We start from the raw sequence: 14,414 nt of genomic DNA on the forward strand, positions 1-14,414 counted from the left end.
AGGAGGTCCACCTGGACGAGCCGGTCCCGGCGCCGGGCCCGCCGGCCCGACGGCAAGGAACGGCGGTCCGGCGCCGCCCGGCCCTGACCGGCCGGGCGGCGGGCCGCGGCCCGCCGCGCCGTACCCTGGGGGCGTGCGGATCTTGTGCATCGATACCTCCGGCGGCTCCGCCGTCGCCCTCGTGGACGCCCCCGACGGCGGCCCCACCACCCCCCTGGCGTCCGCCAGCAGCCCGGACCCGCGCCGGCACGCCGAGGCGCTGACGCCCCTGGTCCGGGAAGTCCTCGGGGCCGGGTCGGTCACCGACGTCGAGATGATCGCCGTCGGCACCGGGCCCGCCCCGTTCACGGGCCTGCGCGTCGGGCTCGTCACCGCCGCCGCGCTCGCGCGGGGGCGGGGGGTCCCCGTGCACGGCGTGTGCTCGCTCGACGTGCTCGCCCGCCAGGCGTTCGACGCCCTCGGCGGCCCGGACGGCCGCGCCGAGGTCCTCGTGGCCACGGACGCGCGCCGCCGGGAGGTCTACTGGGCCCGGTACCGGGCCCTCGGCGACGACGACGTCGAGCGCCTGGCCGGGCCCGAGGTCGGGGCCGCGGCGCAGGTGGCGGCCGCCAACGGGGTCGCGCCGGCGGCGCCGGGCGACGCGCCCGCGCAGGCCGCGCCCGACGTGGTCGTGGGCCCCGGTGCGGCGCTCTATCCCGAGCAGCTTCCCCCCACGCCCGGCCTGCCCGGGCTGCTCGACCCGGCCGTGCTCGCCCGGCTGGTGCGCGCCCGCCTCGCCCGGGCCGCGGCGGGCGAGGACGTCGACCTCGGCACCGAGCCCCGGTACCTGCGCCGCCCGGACGTCCACCTCCCCGGCGCGCCCAAGCGCGCGTCCTGACAGATGCACGACGCCGCGGCGCACGCCGGGCCGGGCGGTGAGGACTCGCGGGCCGGCTCGCGCCCGTCGGCCGGCGACGCCCGCCGGGCCCCGGCCGCCCGTCTGCGTCCCCTCACGCGGGCGGACCTCGACCGGGTCATGGAGCTCGAGCCGCAGCTCTTCGGCGCCGGCGCGTGGACCCGGGGCGTCTACGTCGACGAGCTGACGACCCCAGGCCGCACCTACGTCGCCGCCGTCGTCGACCGGCCGGACGGCACCGAGATCATGGTGGGCTACGCGGGCCTGGCCGCCGGCGACGAGGCACAGGTGATGACCGTGGGCGTGGACCCGGCGTTCCGACGCCGGGGGATCGCCACCCAGCTGCTCGAGGCGCTCCTGCGCGCGGCCCGCGCCGAGCGGGCCCGCAGCGTGCTCCTCGAGGTCCGCGCGAGCGACGCCGGTGCGCAGCGCCTCTACGCGCGCGCCGGGTTCACGCCCATCGGCGTGCGGCGCAACTACTACGCGGTCGAGCGGGAGGACGCCGTCGTCATGCGCGCCACCCTCGGTCGGCGCGGCCGCCCGGTCGGCAGCGAGATCCTCTAGGAGGAGCGATGGACCACAGGACCGCGGTGCTCGTCACCGCGGCGGCGCTCCGGCACGAGCTGGCGGGCCCGCGGCCGCCCGCGCTGCTGGACGTGCGCTGGTCGCTGGCCGAGCCCGACGGGCGCGGAGCGTACCACGCCGGGCACCTCCCGGGGGCGGGCTTCGTCGACCTGGACCGCGAGCTGGCGGCGCCGCCGTCCCCGGCGGCCGGCCGCCACCCCCTGCCGGCCCCGGCCGACCTCCAGGCCGCCGCCCGCCGCTGGGGCCTCCGCGACGGCGCCCCGGTGGTCGTCTACGACGACGCCGGCGGCACCTCCGCCGCGCGCGCCTGGTGGCTGCTGCGGTGGGCCGGGCTGACCGACGTGCGCCTCCTCGACGGCGGCCTGCCCGCCTGGCGCGCGGCAGGCTTCGACCTCGAGACGGGCGACGCGGCCCCGGCGCCGGGCGACGTCGTCCTGCCCCTGGCCGCGGGCACGGCGGCGGAGGGGCTGCCCACGACCGACGGGGACGGTGCCGCGGCGTGGCCGTCGGCCGGCGTTCTCCTGGACGCGCGCGCCCCGGAGCGGTTCCGCGGCGAGCGCGAGCCCGTGGACCCGCGCGCCGGCCACATCCCCGGTGCGCTCAGCGCACCGACCACCCAGAACCTCGCCGACGACGGACGGTTCCGGGGCGACGCCGAGCTGCGGCGCCGCTTCGCCGACCTGGGCGTCCGGGGCGGCGCGCCCGTGGCGGTGTACTGCGGCTCGGGTGTCACGGCCGCCCACGAGGTGGCCGCGCTGGCGGCCGTGGGGGTGGCTGCGACGCTCTACCCGGGCTCGTGGTCGCAGTGGTCCGCCGACCCCGCGCGTCCGGTGGCCACCGGCGGGCCGGGGCCGGGTGCGCCGTAGGGACGCCCCGCCCCGGTCGCGGCGGGAGGTCAGCGGACGACGGCGACCTGGTCGAACTCCAGGCGGCCGGCGCGAGGGAACTGGGCGCGCTCGTCCTCGGGGTCGGCAGCGTGGCCGACGTTGAGGACGGCCAGGACCCGCCAGCCGTTCTCCGCGTGGAGCGCCCCGTCGACGCCCGCGGCGTCCATGCCGGCCATCGGGCCGACCTGCAGGCCCTCGGCGCGCAGCGCCAGGATGAGATAGCCGAGCTGGATGAGCCCGTTGGTCCGCGCCAGGCCGTCGCGCAGCTCCGCGTCCGGCGCGAGCTGCTCGCGCATGCCCGCACGGAACGGGGCGAGCACCGGCATGTGCTCGTGGAAGTCCGGGTCGTAGGCGGCGACGACGGTGAGCGGCGCGGCGAGGGTCTTGGCCTGGTTGCCCGGGCTCAGGTGGGCGACGAGCGGCTCACGGCTCTCGGGGGTGCCCAGCACGGTCAGCCGGAGCGGCTGGGTGTTCATGGCGGTGGGGGCCCAGCGCAGGTGCTCGTAGGCGCGGCGGACGACGTCGACGTCCACCGGCTCCCGCGTGAAGGCGTTGGTCGTGTGCGCGTCGTCGAAGAGCAGGCCGAGGGCGGCGTCGTCGAGGCGGGCGGGCGTGGTGAGGGAGGTGATGGTCACCCTCCCTCAACGAGAAACGGCCAGGCCCGGACTCCCGTCCAGGGCTGTGAGGTGCCTCACGTCATGGTCGGTATGCGAACAAATCGCGCGAAACCGGCCGTGATGGTGGCCTAGGTGTGACCTGAGACTCGCTACCATCAGGACCATGGTCACGACCACCCCTGTGCCGACGAAGCCACGCGCCCGGAACACGACCGTCGCCCTGAAGTGGGCGATGGCGGTCTCGGGCATCCTCTTCGTCCTTTTCGTCCTGCTGCACATGTACGGCAACCTCAAGGCCTTCGCCGGCCAGGAGGCGTTCGACAGCTACGCGGCCGGCCTGCGCACCCTGCTCTATCCGTACCTCCCGCACGAGGGGTTCCTCTGGATCCAGCGGGTGGTGCTCCTCGTGGCCCTCGTGGTGCACGTCGTCGCCGCGATCACGCTGTGGCGCCGGGCCAGGGGGGCACGCAGCCGCCGCTACGTCGTGCACAAGCGCCTCGTCCAGTCCTACTCCTCGCGCACGGTGCGCTGGGGCGGCCTGATCATCCTGGCGTTCGTGATCTTCCACCTGCTGCAGTTCACCACGCTCACCATCGAGGTCGGCGGCAGCTTCGACAGCCCGTACCAGCGCCTCGTCGTGGCCTTCTCCGCGGAGCACTGGTACGTCTACCTCGCCTACCTCATCGCGATCGTCGCGCTCGCCATGCACGTGCGCCACGGGGTGTGGAGCGCGCTGCAGACGCTCGGCGCCTCCAACCGTCGTCGTCAGCGCAACATCAACGTCCTCGCCTACGTGGTGGCGGGCGCGCTGCTGGTCGGGTTCATGGCGCCCCCGACGGCCATCCTGCTCGGCTTCGTGAAGTAAGGAACGATCGAACCATGACGTCAACCGTCGAGAACGAGACCCTGATCGGTGGGCTCTACCGCGAGGGCGAGCCCGTCGCCGACACGAAGGCGCCCACCGGCCCGCTGGCCGACCGCTGGGAGCAGCGCAAGTTCAAGGCCCGGCTGGTCAACCCCGCCAACCGGCGCAAGATGAACATCATCATCGTGGGCACCGGCCTGGCGGGCTCCTCGGCCGCCGCCACCCTCGGTGAGGCCGGCTACAACGTCAGCGCGTTCTTCTACCAGGACTCCCCGCGGCGGGCGCACTCGATCGCCGCGCAGGGCGGCATCAACGCGGCGAAGAACTACAAGAACGACAACGACTCCGTGTACCGGCTCTTCTACGACACGGTCAAGGGCGGCGACTACCGCGCCCGCGAGTCCAACGTCTACCGGCTCGCCGAGGTGAGCACCAACATCATCGACCAGGCCGTGGCCCAGGGCGTGCCCTTCGCGCGCGAGTACGGCGGGCTCCTGGACAACCGCTCCTTCGGCGGCGTGCAGGTCTCGCGCACGTTCTACGCGCGCGGCCAGACCGGCCAGCAGCTGCTCATCGGCGCCTACCAGGCGCTCGAGCGCCAGGTCGCCGCGGGGACCGTGAAGACCCACTCGCGCCACGAGATGCTCGAGCTCGTCATCGTGGACGGCCGCGCCCGCGGCGTCATCGTGCGCGACATGGTCACCGGGGCGATCGAGACCCACCTGGCCGACGTCGTCGTCCTGGCCACCGGCGGGTACGGCAACGTCTTCTACCTCTCCACGAACGCCATGGGCTCCAACGTCACGGCGACGTGGCGCGCGCACCGCAAGGGCGCCTACTTCGGCAACCCCTGCTACACGCAGATCCACCCCACGTGCATCCCGGTGTCCGGCGACTACCAGTCCAAGCTGACCCTGATGAGCGAGTCGCTGCGCAACGACGGCCGCATCTGGGTGCCGAAGAAGAAGGGCGACACGCGCGGCCCGCGCGAGATCCCCGAGGACGAGCGCGACTACTACCTCGAGCGGCGCTACCCGGCGTTCGGCAACCTCGTCCCCCGGGACATCGCCTCGCGCGCCGCGAAGCAGGTGTGCGACGAGGGCTTCGGCGTCGGCCCGGGTGGGCGCGGCGTCTACCTGGACTTCGCGGAGGCCATCGGGCGCCTGGGGCGCGCGTCCGTCGAGGCCAAGTACGGCAACCTGTTCGACATGTACCAGCGCATCACGGGGGAGAACCCCTACGAGGTCCCGATGCGCATCTACCCGGCGGTCCACTACACGATGGGCGGGCTCTGGGTCGACTACGACCTGCAGTCGAACATCCCGGGCCTGTTCGTGACCGGCGAGGCGAACTTCTCCGACCACGGCGCCAACCGCCTGGGGGCCTCCGCCCTCATGCAGGGTCTGTCCGACGGGTACTTCGTGCTGCCGAACACCATCAACGACTACCTGGCCGACGCGCCCTTCGAGAAGGTGTCCTCCGACCACCCCGCGGTGGCCGAGGCCGTGGCGTCGGTGCGCGAGCGCATCAACCACTTCCTCACCGCCAACGGCTCCCGCTCGGTGGACTCCTTCCACAAGGAGCTCGGCCACCTCATGTGGGAGCACTGCGGCATGGAGCGCACCGAGGAGGGCCTGCGCGAGGGGATCGAGAAGATCCGGGCGCTGCGCGAGGAGTTCTGGCGCGACGTCAAGGTCGTCGGCGGCGGCGACGAGCTCAACCAGGCCCTCGAGCGGGCCGGCCGCGTCGCGGACTTCTTCGAGCTCGCCGAGCTGATGTGCATCGACGCCCTGCACCGCAGGGAGTCCTGCGGCGGGCACTTCCGCGCCGAGTCCCAGACGGAGGACGGCGAGGCCCTGCGCCAGGACGACGAGTTCGCCTACGTCGCGGCCTGGGAGTGGGCCGGCCCCGGCGGCGCGCCGGTGCTGCACAAGGAAGACCTCCAGTACGAGTACGTCGAGATGAAGCAGCGGAGCTACAAGTGAAGATCAGCCTCAAGGTCATGCGGCAGACCGGCGCGAGCGCCGAGCCGCGCCTGGTCAACTACGACGTGCTCGGCGTGTCCGAGGACATGTCGTTCCTGGAGATGCTCGACGTCCTCAACGAGCAGCTCACCGAGCGGGGTGAGGAGCCGGTGGCCTTCGACTCCGACTGCCGCGAGGGCATCTGCGGCATGTGCGGCATCGTCATCAACGGCGTCGCCCACGGCCCGGAGCGCACCACCACGTGCCAGCTGCACATGCGCTCCTTCAAGGACGGGGACGTCATCACCCTCGAGCCGTGGCGCTCCAGCGCGTTCCCGGTCATCAAGGACCTCGTGGTGGACCGCTCCGCGTTCGACCGCATCATCGACGCCGGCGGCTACATCTCCGTGAACACGGGCGCGGCGCCGGACGCGCACGCCACCCCGGTGCCCAAGGCCGACGCCGACCGTGCCTTCGAGGCGGCCGCGTGCATCAGCTGCGGCGCCTGCGTGGCGGCGTGCCCCAACGCCTCAGCCATGCTCTTCACCGCCGCGAAGGTCACCCACCTCGGCCTGCTGCCCCAGGGCCAGCCCGAGCGGGAGGCCCGCGTGGTCAACATGCTGGCCCAGCACGACGCCGAGGGCTTCGGCGGGTGCACCAACATCGGCGAGTGCGCCGCGGTGTGCCCCAAGGAGATCCCGCTGGACGTCATCAGCACCCTCAACGCCGACCTCGGCCGGGCCCTGGTCCACAACGCCTGAGCCCAGCCATCCGGCCGACGGCCCGTCCCGCCTACCCCGGCGGGGCGGGCCGTCCGCCTGCGCGGACTACCCTGGTCTGGTGACCGAACCCCTCATCCTCGGCATCGAGACCTCCTGCGACGAGACGGGCGCCGCCCTCGTGCGCGGCCGTGAGCTCCTCGCGGACGTGACCGCCTCCTCGATGGACGAGCACGCCCGCTTCGGCGGCATCGTCCCCGAGGTCGCCTCCCGCGCCCACCTGGAGGCGTTCGTCCCCACGATCGACGCCGCCCTCGACGCCGCCCACGTCACGCTCGACGACGTCGACGCCATCGCCGTGACCGCCGGGCCGGGCCTGGTCGGCTCCCTCACCGTCGGTGCCGCCGGGGCGAAGGCCCTCGCGCTCGCCACCGGCAAGCCGCTCTACGGCGTCAACCACGTCATCGGGCACGCCGCGGTCGACGAGCTCGTGCACGGCGCGTTCCCCGAGCGGTTCGTGGCGCTGGTCGTCTCCGGCGGGCACACCTCGCTGCTCCTGGTCACCGACATCGCCACCGACGTCGTCGAGCTCGGCCAGACCCTCGACGACGCCGCCGGCGAGGCGTTCGACAAGGTCGGGCGCCTCCTCGGCCTGCCCTACCCGGGCGGCCCCTACGTGGACAAGCTCTCGCAGACGGGCGACCGGGGTGCCATCCGCTTCCCCCGCGGCCTCTCGACGGGCAAGGACAAAGCCCGCCACCCGTACGACTTCTCCTTCTCCGGCCTGAAGACGGCGGTGGCCCGCTACGTCGAGGGCTACGAGGACCGGGGCGAGGAGGTGCCGGCGGCCGACGTCGCCGCCGGGTTCTCCGAGGCCGTGGCCGACGTGCTGACCCGCAAGGCGCTGGCCGCCTGCGAGGTGCACGGCTGCGACACCCTCGTCGTCGGCGGCGGGTTCTCCGCGAACTCCCGCCTGCGGGACCTGGCGGCCGAGCGGGCCGCCGAGCACGGCGTCACGGTGCGCATCCCGCCGATCCGCTTCTGCACCGACAACGGCGCGATGATCGCCGCGCTCGGCTCGGCCCTCGTGCGCTCGGGCGCGGCGCCCTCGTCGCTGGATCTGCCCACCGACTCGGGCATGCCGCTGCAGACCATCCGGGTCTGAGTCCCGCCACCCCTTGCCGGTGAGCGGTCATCTGCTAGCACGGCCCCAGTGACGCGGTCCCGGCTGCGCGGTCGGACGGCGGTGCGCCGGGTCAGCCGGCTCGCGGGGGACGCAGGGCCGGCACGACGCGCCACGCGCGCGCGACCACGAGGAACACCACCACGGCGATGCCCACGCCCCAGGGGAAGTCGGTGTGACCCGCCAGGGAGACCTCGGCGTCCGTGTTCACGACCGTGACGCCAAACCACAGCAGGCCCGCGCGCACGCCCTCCGGCCCGGCGTCGGCGGCGACCTGGAACAGGGCGGCGAGGAAGCCCAGGACCGCGATGCCCCAGGCGACCAGCCACCCGGCCGCCCACGCGGCGCCCACCTGCCAGCGGGGCCGGTCGCGCGGGAGCAGCGCGAGGTACTCCCGCGCGAGCGCGCGGGCATCGCCGAGCGAGGCGATCGCCTCCGCCATCGAGGCGTCGGTCGCGGCCGCGTCGAGGTCGCCGCGGAGCTGGCGCACCAAGCCCCGACGCTGCCGGGCCGGATAGGCGTCCAGCCAGAACTGGAGGTTCAGGAGGTATCTCTCCCGCCGGAGCGTGTCGCGCACCCTGCGGTGCGCGGCCGGTGGGCGGATGGTCGTGGGGGTGCTCATGGTCGGTTCTCCTCCAGGTCGCGCGGCAGGGGGGTGAGGACGACGGCGACCACATCGTTGACGGCCTGCCATGCCCGCCGCTGGGCCGAGAGGTGTCGCAGCCCCTCGGTCGTGGGGGTGTAGTACTTCCGAGCCGGGCCCTCCGAAGACCGGACCAGGTAGGAGTCGAGGTCACCGTCGCGCTCCAGCCGGGTGAGGACCGGGTAGACCGAGCCGGCGGCGATGCCCGTCAGTCCCGCGCCCTGCAAGCGGGTGACGAGCTCGTAGCCGTAGGAGTCCTGGTCCCGCAGCAGGGCGAGCACCAGGAGCGGCAGGACGCCCTTGAGTAGCTGGGGGTCACGCGCCGGGGAGGGGGCGGGCCTTGGCGCCATGGCAGCAAGGTATACCCGGTAGTGGGTAAAAACTACTAGTGCGTCGGGGAGGCGTTCCGGAGCGGGCGGGCGCTGTCAGTACTTGACGTGTCACCGCGGTGGGCTGTCAGGACTTGACGTGTCACCGCGGGGTGGGGGCGTTAGAGCGGGTGGCCTGCGCGCATCTCCGCGACCATGGACGAGACCACGTCGTCGAGGTTCCCGGTCGCGGCCACGGCGAGCTGGCGCTGGTACGAGGCGCCGCCGTCGAGGATGCGGCCGACGTCGGCCAGCTCGGCGGCGCATCCGAGGCGCTCCGCGACGGGCGCGAGCTCGACGAGCATCCGGGCGACGGTGTCGGAGACCAGCTCCTCCTCGCCGGCGTCGTCGACGATGAGGATGGCGTCCATGCCGTAGCGCGCGGAGCGCCACTTGTTCTCCATGACGAACCAGCGCGGCACGGACGGCAGGGTCTCCCCGGCGTCGAGCATGCTCGAGTAGTGCTCGACGAGGCAGTGGGTCAGGGCCGAGACCGCCAGCACCTCCTCGAGGTTGGTGGCGGCGTCGCACACCCGCACCTCGATGGTGCCCAGCCCGGGGGAGGGGCGGATGTCCCACCGCAGCTCGCTGAAGGTGTCGATCACGCCGGTCCGGGTCATGTCGTCGACGTAGCGCTCCAGCTCCTCCCACCGCTCGAACTGGTAGGGCACGCCGGCCGTGGGCAGCTGCTGGAACATCATGGCGCGGTTGGAGGCGTAGCCGGTGTCCTCCCCGCCCCAGAACGGCGACGAGGCGGCCAGGGACTGCAGGTGCGCGAACCGGGTCATGAGTGCCCGGAGGATGGGCAGCACCTTGGCCCGGTCCTCGATGCCCACGTGCACGTGGACGCCGTAGAGCAGCATCTGACGGCCCCACCACCGGGTGCGGTCGATGAGGGTGGCGTAGCGCTCCTTGTTCGTCACCTTCTGGTAGGTGGGCCGGGCGAAGGGGTGCGTGCCCGCGCTGGCCAGCTCGATCCGCAGCGCGTCGGTGACCGGGCGCAGCTCGTCGACCGCCCGTTGCAGGTCCGCGCCCGCCGCCCCCACGGTGCGGCACACGCCCGAGACGACCTCGACCGTGTTGAGGAGGAGCTCCGGGTGGATGTGGGGGTGCGCGGACCCGTCGGCCGGCGCCACGTGCTCGAGCACGGTCGCCGCGGCCTGGCGGAGGTCGCCGGAGTCGGCGTCGACGAGCTGGAGCTCCCACTCGATGCCGACCGACGACCGCTGCGAACGAGTAAAGGGAAGAAGCACGTCCCTAGTCTGCCGCCTCCGGGGCCGGGTCGCGGCGCGCGCCGCCGGCCGGGCTGGGCGGCGCCGCAGCGGGGACGAAGGTCCTCCGGCGGGCGGGTGTGACGCGGGACACTGCTGGAAGGTGCAGCGGTGCACCGGGCGCCCGGCCGAGCCGCGCCGGGGCCACAGCGACAGGGAGGTCGTTGCCATGAAGGCTCTCGTGTACCACGGGCCCGGGGAGAAGGCGTGGGAGGACGTGCCCGACCCGACGATCACGGCGCCCACGGACGTCATCGTGCGCATGGACACGACCACGATCTGCGGCACCGACCTGCACATCCTGGGGGGCGACGTCCCGGCCGTCACGCCGGGGCGGATCCTCGGCCACGAGGGGGTCGGGACGGTCACCGAGGTCGGTGCCGCCGTGTCCACGGTGGCGGTCGGCGACCGGGTGATCCTCTCCTGCATCAGCGCGTGCGGCCGGTGCTCGTACTGCCACCGGGGGCTGTACGCGCACTGCCTCGCGGACGAGGGCGCGAGCGGGATCGGCTGGATCCTCGGCCACCTCATCGACGGCACTCAGGCCGAGCTCGTCCGCGTGCCGTTCGCGGACAACTCGCTGTACAAGGTGCCCGAGAGGGTCAGCGACGAGGCCGCCGTCATGCTCTCCGACATCCTGCCGACGGGCTTCGAGATCGGCGTGCGCTACGGCAGGGTCAAGCCGGGCGACGTCGTGGCCGTGGTCGGCGCCGGCCCGGTCGGGCTCGCCGCGATGATGACGGCCGGCCTCTACGGGGCCGCGCGGGTCATCGCGCTGGACCTGGACGACAACCGCGTCGAGCAGGCCCGGGCCTTCGGGGCGACCGACGGCGTCAACAGCGGCGATGCCGACTGGGCCGAGCAGGTCATGGGCATGACCGACGGCCTCGGCGTCGACGTCGCCATCGAGGCCGTGGGGATCCCCGCCACGTTCGACGCCTGCACCGCGATCGTGCGTCCCGGCGGGACCGTCGCCAACGTCGGGGTGCACGGCAAGCCGGTCGAGCTCGCGCTCCAGGACCTGTGGATCAAGGACATCGCCATCACCATGGGCCTGGTGAGCACCTCGACGACCGAGATGCTGCTCAGGCTCGTCGCCCAGCACAAGCTCGCCGCCGAGCAGTTCGCCACCCACCGCTTCGGCTTCGACCAGGTGCTGGAGGCCTACGACACGTTCGGCCGGGCGGCGGAGACGAAGGCCCTCAAGGTCGTCATCAGCCGCTGACCGGCTCGACGACGAGCACGCTCTGGTGCCCGGCGAGCCGGGTGAGCACGATCGTGGTGCTCACCCGGCCCCGGAGCCCGAGCTGGCGCCGCAGCTGCTCGGGCTCGACGGCGGTGCCCCGCTTCTTGATGGTCAGGGCGCCGACGTCCCGCGCGCGCAGGTACGCCCGGAGCCGCTTGAGGCCGAAGGGGAAGTGGTCCAGGATTCGGTACGCCGTCGCGAACGGCGTGGGCGCGAGGGCGTCCGCGGTGAGGTAGGCGATGTCCGGGCTGACCAGGCCCGCGCCGAGGATCTCCGCCGTGCGGGCCACGAGCCCGGCGCGGATGACGGCGCCGTCCGGCTCGTAGAGGTACGCGCCGACGTCGCGCACCTCGCCGGCCCGCGCGGGCGCCGCGGCCGTGCCGCCCGCGGTGCCCAGGGCCGCGTCGGACTCGAGCAGGACGTGCGTGGACCCCTCGGCAAGGACGAGCGCGGAGCGCCCGGGGCCCTCGGGCGCCAGAGGCCCGAACCACAGCCCGGCCTCGACGACGTCGCCGCCCACGCTGACCCACTGCGCGTGGGCGTCGTGCGGCAGCGCCCCGTACGGGATGCCGGGCGCGACCTTCATGCCCAGGGCGGGGACGGTGGCGCGCAGCGCGAGTAGGGCGTCCAGGGGCGGGGAGTACGCGGCGGGGTCGAAGATGCGCCGGCCGCCGCCGGTCCGGCGCGCGGGGTCGGCGAAGACGGCGTCGACGCCGGCCGCCGCCAGGTCCAGGGTGAGGGCGTCGCCGTGACGGACGGAGGCGGTGGGGAACCGGCGCAGGTTCGCCGTCGCCAGCGCCGCCGTCGCCTCGTCGGCCTCGACGGCCAGGACCGGCACGCCCAGCGCGGACAGCGCCATGGCGTCGCCGCCGAGCCCGCAGCCCAGGTCCGCCACCAGGCGGCTGCCCGCGTCGGCGTAGCGGCGGGCGTGGTGGGCCGCCACGCCCAGGCGGGTGGCCTGCTCGAGGCCGGCGGGCGTGAACAGCATGCCGGCGGCGAGGTCGCCGAACTTCGCGACGGCGCGGGCGCGCAGCCGCGACTGGGTCAGCGCGGCGGCGATGAGGTCCGGGTCCAGCCCACGCGCCCGCAGCTCGGTCGACAGGTGCAGCACCGCGTCCTCGGAGTACGGCGGCAGCTGGGCGAGCAGCTCCTCGCCCTCGGGGGCGAGAAGCTTGGTCAGGGAGGCGGCGTCCACCGCTCGATCCTGCCACCCGCGCCGCGCCGGGCCGCCGCGGGGCGCAGGCCGCCCGGACCGTCGGGCTCAGTCCGCCCTGATCGTCGGGCGCAGGCGGCCCAGCGGGCGGGCGAGCAGCCGCACCGTGAGCGCCGCGGCCACCGCCTGCGCGGCGAGCATGCCGACCAGGACGAGCAGCTGGAGCTGGGCGGCCTGCAGCGGCGCGGCGCCGCCGAGCAGCATGCCGACGAAGGCCCCCGGCAGGGTCACGAGGCCGGCGCTCCTCGTCTGGTCGACGATCGGCACGAGGGCCCGCGCGACGGCGCGCCGCCCCAGGGGCGCGACCGCCTGCTCCGGCGGCGCGCCCAGGGCGAGCCATCCCTCGACCTCGGACCAGGTGCCGGCGACGTCGTCGTGCAGGCGCCCGCCGGAGAGGGAGGCCGCCGTCATCGCGCCGCCGATCACCTGGGCGGCGTAGGGCAGGACGGCCTGCGGCGCGCGCACGAGGGCGCCGCTGGTCAGCGCCACCGCGGTCACCGTGGCGGCGCCCGCGGCGACGGCGACGGCCAGCGCGGGCGCCACCGCCCATCCCAGGCCCACCCGGCGGGTCGCGGTCGCCGTCGCGACGACGAGCATGACGGCCAGGTAGGGGACGAGCGCGCCGGGGTGGGAGAAGATCCAGCCGATCAGCGCGGCGACGGCGACGAGCTGGACGGCCGCGCGCGCCACCGCGACGAGGGCGTCCGCCCGTGCCCTCGCCCCGGCCCAGGCCAGCGCGCCGACGGCGACGAGCACCAGGGCGGCGACGGCGAGGAGGAGGGGGAGGACGTCTTCCGAGATCACTGGGGCAGTGTCCTCCCTGACGGGCGCGCCGGGCACGTTGGCACTCACCTTGACCGAGTGCTAACTCGGGCCTAGATTTGGACCAGGCGCGGCCCTTCGGGGTCGCGGCGGCGCACCGGATCCTCTCGTGCTCGACCCCCGCGACGGCGGGCGCGTCTGGGGAAGGCGGCGCATTCCCTCATCTGTCCCATCACTCATGCGAAGGGGAGGTCCGTAGTGTCGGTCTCCATCAAGCCGCTCGAGGACCGCATTGTCGTGCAGACGCTCGAGGCAGAGCAGACCACGGCATCCGGTCTGGTCATCCCGGACACCGCCAAGGAGAAGCCCCAGGAGGGCACCGTCCTTGCGGTGGGCCCGGGCCGTGTCGACGACAACGGCAACCGCGTTCCGCTCGACGTCGCCGTCGGCGACGTCGTCATCTACAGCAAGTACGGCGGCACCGAGGTGAAGTACGCGGGCGAGGACTACCTCATCCTCTCCGCGCGCGACATCCTCGCGATCGTCGAGAAGTGACCAGCTTCTAGCTGACGAACGAAGCCCCGGACCTCCTTGGGAGGTCCGGGGCTTCGTCATTCCCCTGCGGCGGCGTCGTCGGTGCGGGGAGAGGACGTATGGCTCGTGCGGGTGGGTGGCCGGCGCGGGAGTCTGGGCGCGTGGCCTCGGGTGCGGCGACGGTCAGGAGGCGCGGCGCTGCGTGCGGGTCAGGATTGCCTGGCGGTCGTCCTCGCTCAGGCCGCCCCACACCCCGTAGGGCTCGCGCACCGCCAGTGCGTGCGCCCGGCACTGCTGGACCACCGGGCACGTCGCGCAGACCGCCTTGGCGGCCTCGTCGCGGCGGCGCCGCGTGCCGCCCCGCTCACCCTCCGGGTGGAAGAAGAGGTCGGGGTCCGCGTCCCGGCATGCGCCTTCGTACTGCCATTCCCACAGCTCCATCACCGGTCCGGGAAGCCTCGAGAGCTCAGCCATCGTCCATCCTTCCGTCGTGCCTGCTGTTGACGGTGCTGACACCGTCCGGGAGCGATGCCGTCATCCCTCCCGGGCGGCGTTCGCGCATTGCCGCCTGCACACCGTAGCAATCGATGCACAACTTGTTCAAGACCCTTGCGCAAGCAGTTCAAGGGGCTTTGGTCCCGGCATTGGGGCGTGGCTGAGTG

Annotated in this window: 16 protein-coding genes; 9 read left to right on the forward strand and 7 right to left on the reverse strand. The window is 73.9% G+C overall.

Annotation, left to right across the window (positions count from 1 at the left end; all coding sequences use genetic code 11):
* The first annotated feature begins 133 nt into the window (after window positions 1–133).
* From tsaB to EJK16_RS03945, 3 genes are read left to right on the forward strand one after another with little or no spacing between them, the layout of a single operon-like run.
* The gene (gene tsaB, locus EJK16_RS03935; RefSeq protein ID WP_127126572.1) at window positions 134–877 is read left to right on the forward strand and encodes a tRNA (adenosine(37)-N6)-threonylcarbamoyltransferase complex dimerization subunit type 1 TsaB; all 744 of its coding nucleotides are present in this window, start codon (window positions 134–136) and stop codon (window positions 875–877) included.
* 3 nt (window positions 878–880) lie between these two features.
* Window positions 881–1,459 (forward strand): ribosomal protein S18-alanine N-acetyltransferase, encoded by a 579-nt coding sequence (gene rimI / locus EJK16_RS03940; protein WP_127126574.1) that lies wholly within the window; start codon window positions 881–883, stop codon window positions 1,457–1,459.
* 8 nt (window positions 1,460–1,467) lie between these two features.
* The gene (locus EJK16_RS03945; RefSeq protein ID WP_127126576.1) at window positions 1,468–2,346 is read left to right on the forward strand and encodes a sulfurtransferase; all 879 of its coding nucleotides are present in this window, start codon (window positions 1,468–1,470) and stop codon (window positions 2,344–2,346) included.
* 29 nt (window positions 2,347–2,375) lie between these two features.
* On the opposite strand, the gene EJK16_RS03950 is transcribed toward EJK16_RS03945, so the two are convergent.
* Window positions 2,376–3,002 carry a malonic semialdehyde reductase gene (locus tag EJK16_RS03950; protein ID WP_127126578.1) on the reverse strand — a complete coding sequence of 209 codons (627 nt, stop codon included), beginning with the start codon at window positions 3,000–3,002 and terminating at the stop codon, window positions 2,376–2,378.
* Between the two features lie 145 nt (window positions 3,003–3,147).
* On the opposite strand from EJK16_RS03950, the gene EJK16_RS03955 reads away from it, so the two are divergent.
* From EJK16_RS03955 to tsaD, 4 genes are all read left to right on the forward strand, one after another.
* Window positions 3,148–3,849, forward strand: a complete 702-nt coding sequence (locus EJK16_RS03955; RefSeq protein WP_127126580.1) for a succinate dehydrogenase cytochrome b subunit — start codon at window positions 3,148–3,150, stop codon at window positions 3,847–3,849.
* 14 nt (window positions 3,850–3,863) lie between these two features.
* Window positions 3,864–5,834, forward strand: a complete 1,971-nt coding sequence (locus EJK16_RS03960; protein WP_127126582.1) for a fumarate reductase/succinate dehydrogenase flavoprotein subunit — start codon at window positions 3,864–3,866, stop codon at window positions 5,832–5,834.
* 17 nt (window positions 5,835–5,851) lie between these two features.
* Window positions 5,852–6,574, forward strand: coding sequence for a succinate dehydrogenase/fumarate reductase iron-sulfur subunit (locus tag EJK16_RS03965; RefSeq protein ID WP_370275929.1), 723 nt, complete (start codon window positions 5,852–5,854; stop codon window positions 6,572–6,574).
* A 79-nt stretch (window positions 6,575–6,653) separates the two neighbouring features.
* Complete coding sequence (gene tsaD, locus EJK16_RS03970) at window positions 6,654–7,697, forward strand: tRNA (adenosine(37)-N6)-threonylcarbamoyltransferase complex transferase subunit TsaD (protein ID WP_127126586.1); 1,044 nt, start codon at window positions 6,654–6,656, stop codon at window positions 7,695–7,697.
* Between the two features lie 91 nt (window positions 7,698–7,788).
* Here the strand turns inward: tsaD and EJK16_RS03975 are convergent, their stop codons facing one another.
* From EJK16_RS03975 to EJK16_RS03985, 3 genes are all read right to left on the reverse strand, one after another.
* The gene (locus EJK16_RS03975; RefSeq protein WP_127126588.1) at window positions 7,789–8,337 is read right to left on the reverse strand and encodes a hypothetical protein; all 549 of its coding nucleotides are present in this window, start codon (window positions 8,335–8,337) and stop codon (window positions 7,789–7,791) included.
* Window positions 8,334–8,708 (reverse strand): PadR family transcriptional regulator, encoded by a 375-nt coding sequence (locus tag EJK16_RS03980; protein ID WP_127126590.1) that lies wholly within the window; start codon window positions 8,706–8,708, stop codon window positions 8,334–8,336. The genes EJK16_RS03975 and EJK16_RS03980 overlap by 4 nt, the downstream gene beginning before the upstream one ends.
* Window positions 8,709–8,848: 140 nt before the next feature.
* Window positions 8,849–9,979 carry a glutamate--cysteine ligase gene (locus EJK16_RS03985; protein WP_240645759.1) on the reverse strand — a complete coding sequence of 377 codons (1,131 nt, stop codon included), beginning with the start codon at window positions 9,977–9,979 and terminating at the stop codon, window positions 8,849–8,851.
* A gap of 187 nt (window positions 9,980–10,166) precedes the next feature.
* On the opposite strand from EJK16_RS03985, the gene EJK16_RS03990 reads away from it, so the two are divergent.
* Window positions 10,167–11,222 carry a zinc-dependent alcohol dehydrogenase family protein gene (locus EJK16_RS03990; protein WP_127126594.1) on the forward strand — a complete coding sequence of 352 codons (1,056 nt, stop codon included), beginning with the start codon at window positions 10,167–10,169 and terminating at the stop codon, window positions 11,220–11,222.
* On the opposite strand, the gene EJK16_RS03995 is transcribed toward EJK16_RS03990, so the two are convergent.
* Entirely contained in the window at window positions 11,212–12,438 is a 1,227-nt protein-coding gene (locus EJK16_RS03995; RefSeq protein ID WP_127126596.1) for a methyltransferase domain-containing protein, read from the reverse strand. The two genes, EJK16_RS03990 and EJK16_RS03995, sit on opposite strands and share 11 nt — an antisense overlap.
* 66 nt (window positions 12,439–12,504) lie before the next feature.
* Complete coding sequence (locus EJK16_RS04000; protein WP_164737190.1) at window positions 12,505–13,260, reverse strand: ABC transporter permease; 756 nt, start codon at window positions 13,258–13,260, stop codon at window positions 12,505–12,507.
* A 216-nt stretch (window positions 13,261–13,476) separates the two neighbouring features.
* On the opposite strand from EJK16_RS04000, the gene groES reads away from it, so the two are divergent.
* The gene (gene groES / locus EJK16_RS04005) at window positions 13,477–13,773 is read left to right on the forward strand and encodes a co-chaperone GroES (RefSeq protein ID WP_123917213.1); all 297 of its coding nucleotides are present in this window, start codon (window positions 13,477–13,479) and stop codon (window positions 13,771–13,773) included.
* 162 nt (window positions 13,774–13,935) lie between these two features.
* On the opposite strand, the gene EJK16_RS04010 is transcribed toward groES, so the two are convergent.
* Window positions 13,936–14,226 carry a WhiB family transcriptional regulator gene (locus EJK16_RS04010; RefSeq protein WP_127126600.1) on the reverse strand — a complete coding sequence of 97 codons (291 nt, stop codon included), beginning with the start codon at window positions 14,224–14,226 and terminating at the stop codon, window positions 13,936–13,938.
* Window positions 14,227–14,414: the final 188 nt, after the last annotated feature.

It is taken from the genome of Georgenia sp. SYP-B2076 (assembly GCF_003991205.1).
GTDB lineage: Bacteria > Actinomycetota > Actinomycetes > Actinomycetales > Actinomycetaceae > Georgenia.

Excerpts from the sequence above, each read along its gene's own strand:
- rimI (WP_127126574.1), top strand. The coding sequence starts at position 881 with ATGCACGACGCCGCGGCGCACGCCGGGCCGGGCGGTGAGGACTCGCGG.
- EJK16_RS03975 (WP_127126588.1), bottom strand. The coding sequence starts at position 8,337 with ATGAGCACCCCCACGACCATCCGCCCACCGGCCGCGCACCGCAGGGTG.
- EJK16_RS03990 (WP_127126594.1), top strand. The coding sequence starts at position 10,167 with ATGAAGGCTCTCGTGTACCACGGGCCCGGGGAGAAGGCGTGGGAGGAC.
- EJK16_RS03945 (WP_127126576.1), top strand. The coding sequence starts at position 1,468 with ATGGACCACAGGACCGCGGTGCTCGTCACCGCGGCGGCGCTCCGGCAC.
- EJK16_RS03965 (WP_370275929.1), top strand. The coding sequence starts at position 5,852 with ATGCGGCAGACCGGCGCGAGCGCCGAGCCGCGCCTGGTCAACTACGAC.
- EJK16_RS03955 (WP_127126580.1), top strand. The coding sequence starts at position 3,148 with ATGGTCACGACCACCCCTGTGCCGACGAAGCCACGCGCCCGGAACACG.
- EJK16_RS03980 (WP_127126590.1), bottom strand. The coding sequence starts at position 8,708 with ATGGCGCCAAGGCCCGCCCCCTCCCCGGCGCGTGACCCCCAGCTACTC.
- EJK16_RS03960 (WP_127126582.1), top strand. The coding sequence starts at position 3,864 with ATGACGTCAACCGTCGAGAACGAGACCCTGATCGGTGGGCTCTACCGC.
- EJK16_RS04010 (WP_127126600.1), bottom strand. The coding sequence starts at position 14,226 with ATGGCTGAGCTCTCGAGGCTTCCCGGACCGGTGATGGAGCTGTGGGAA.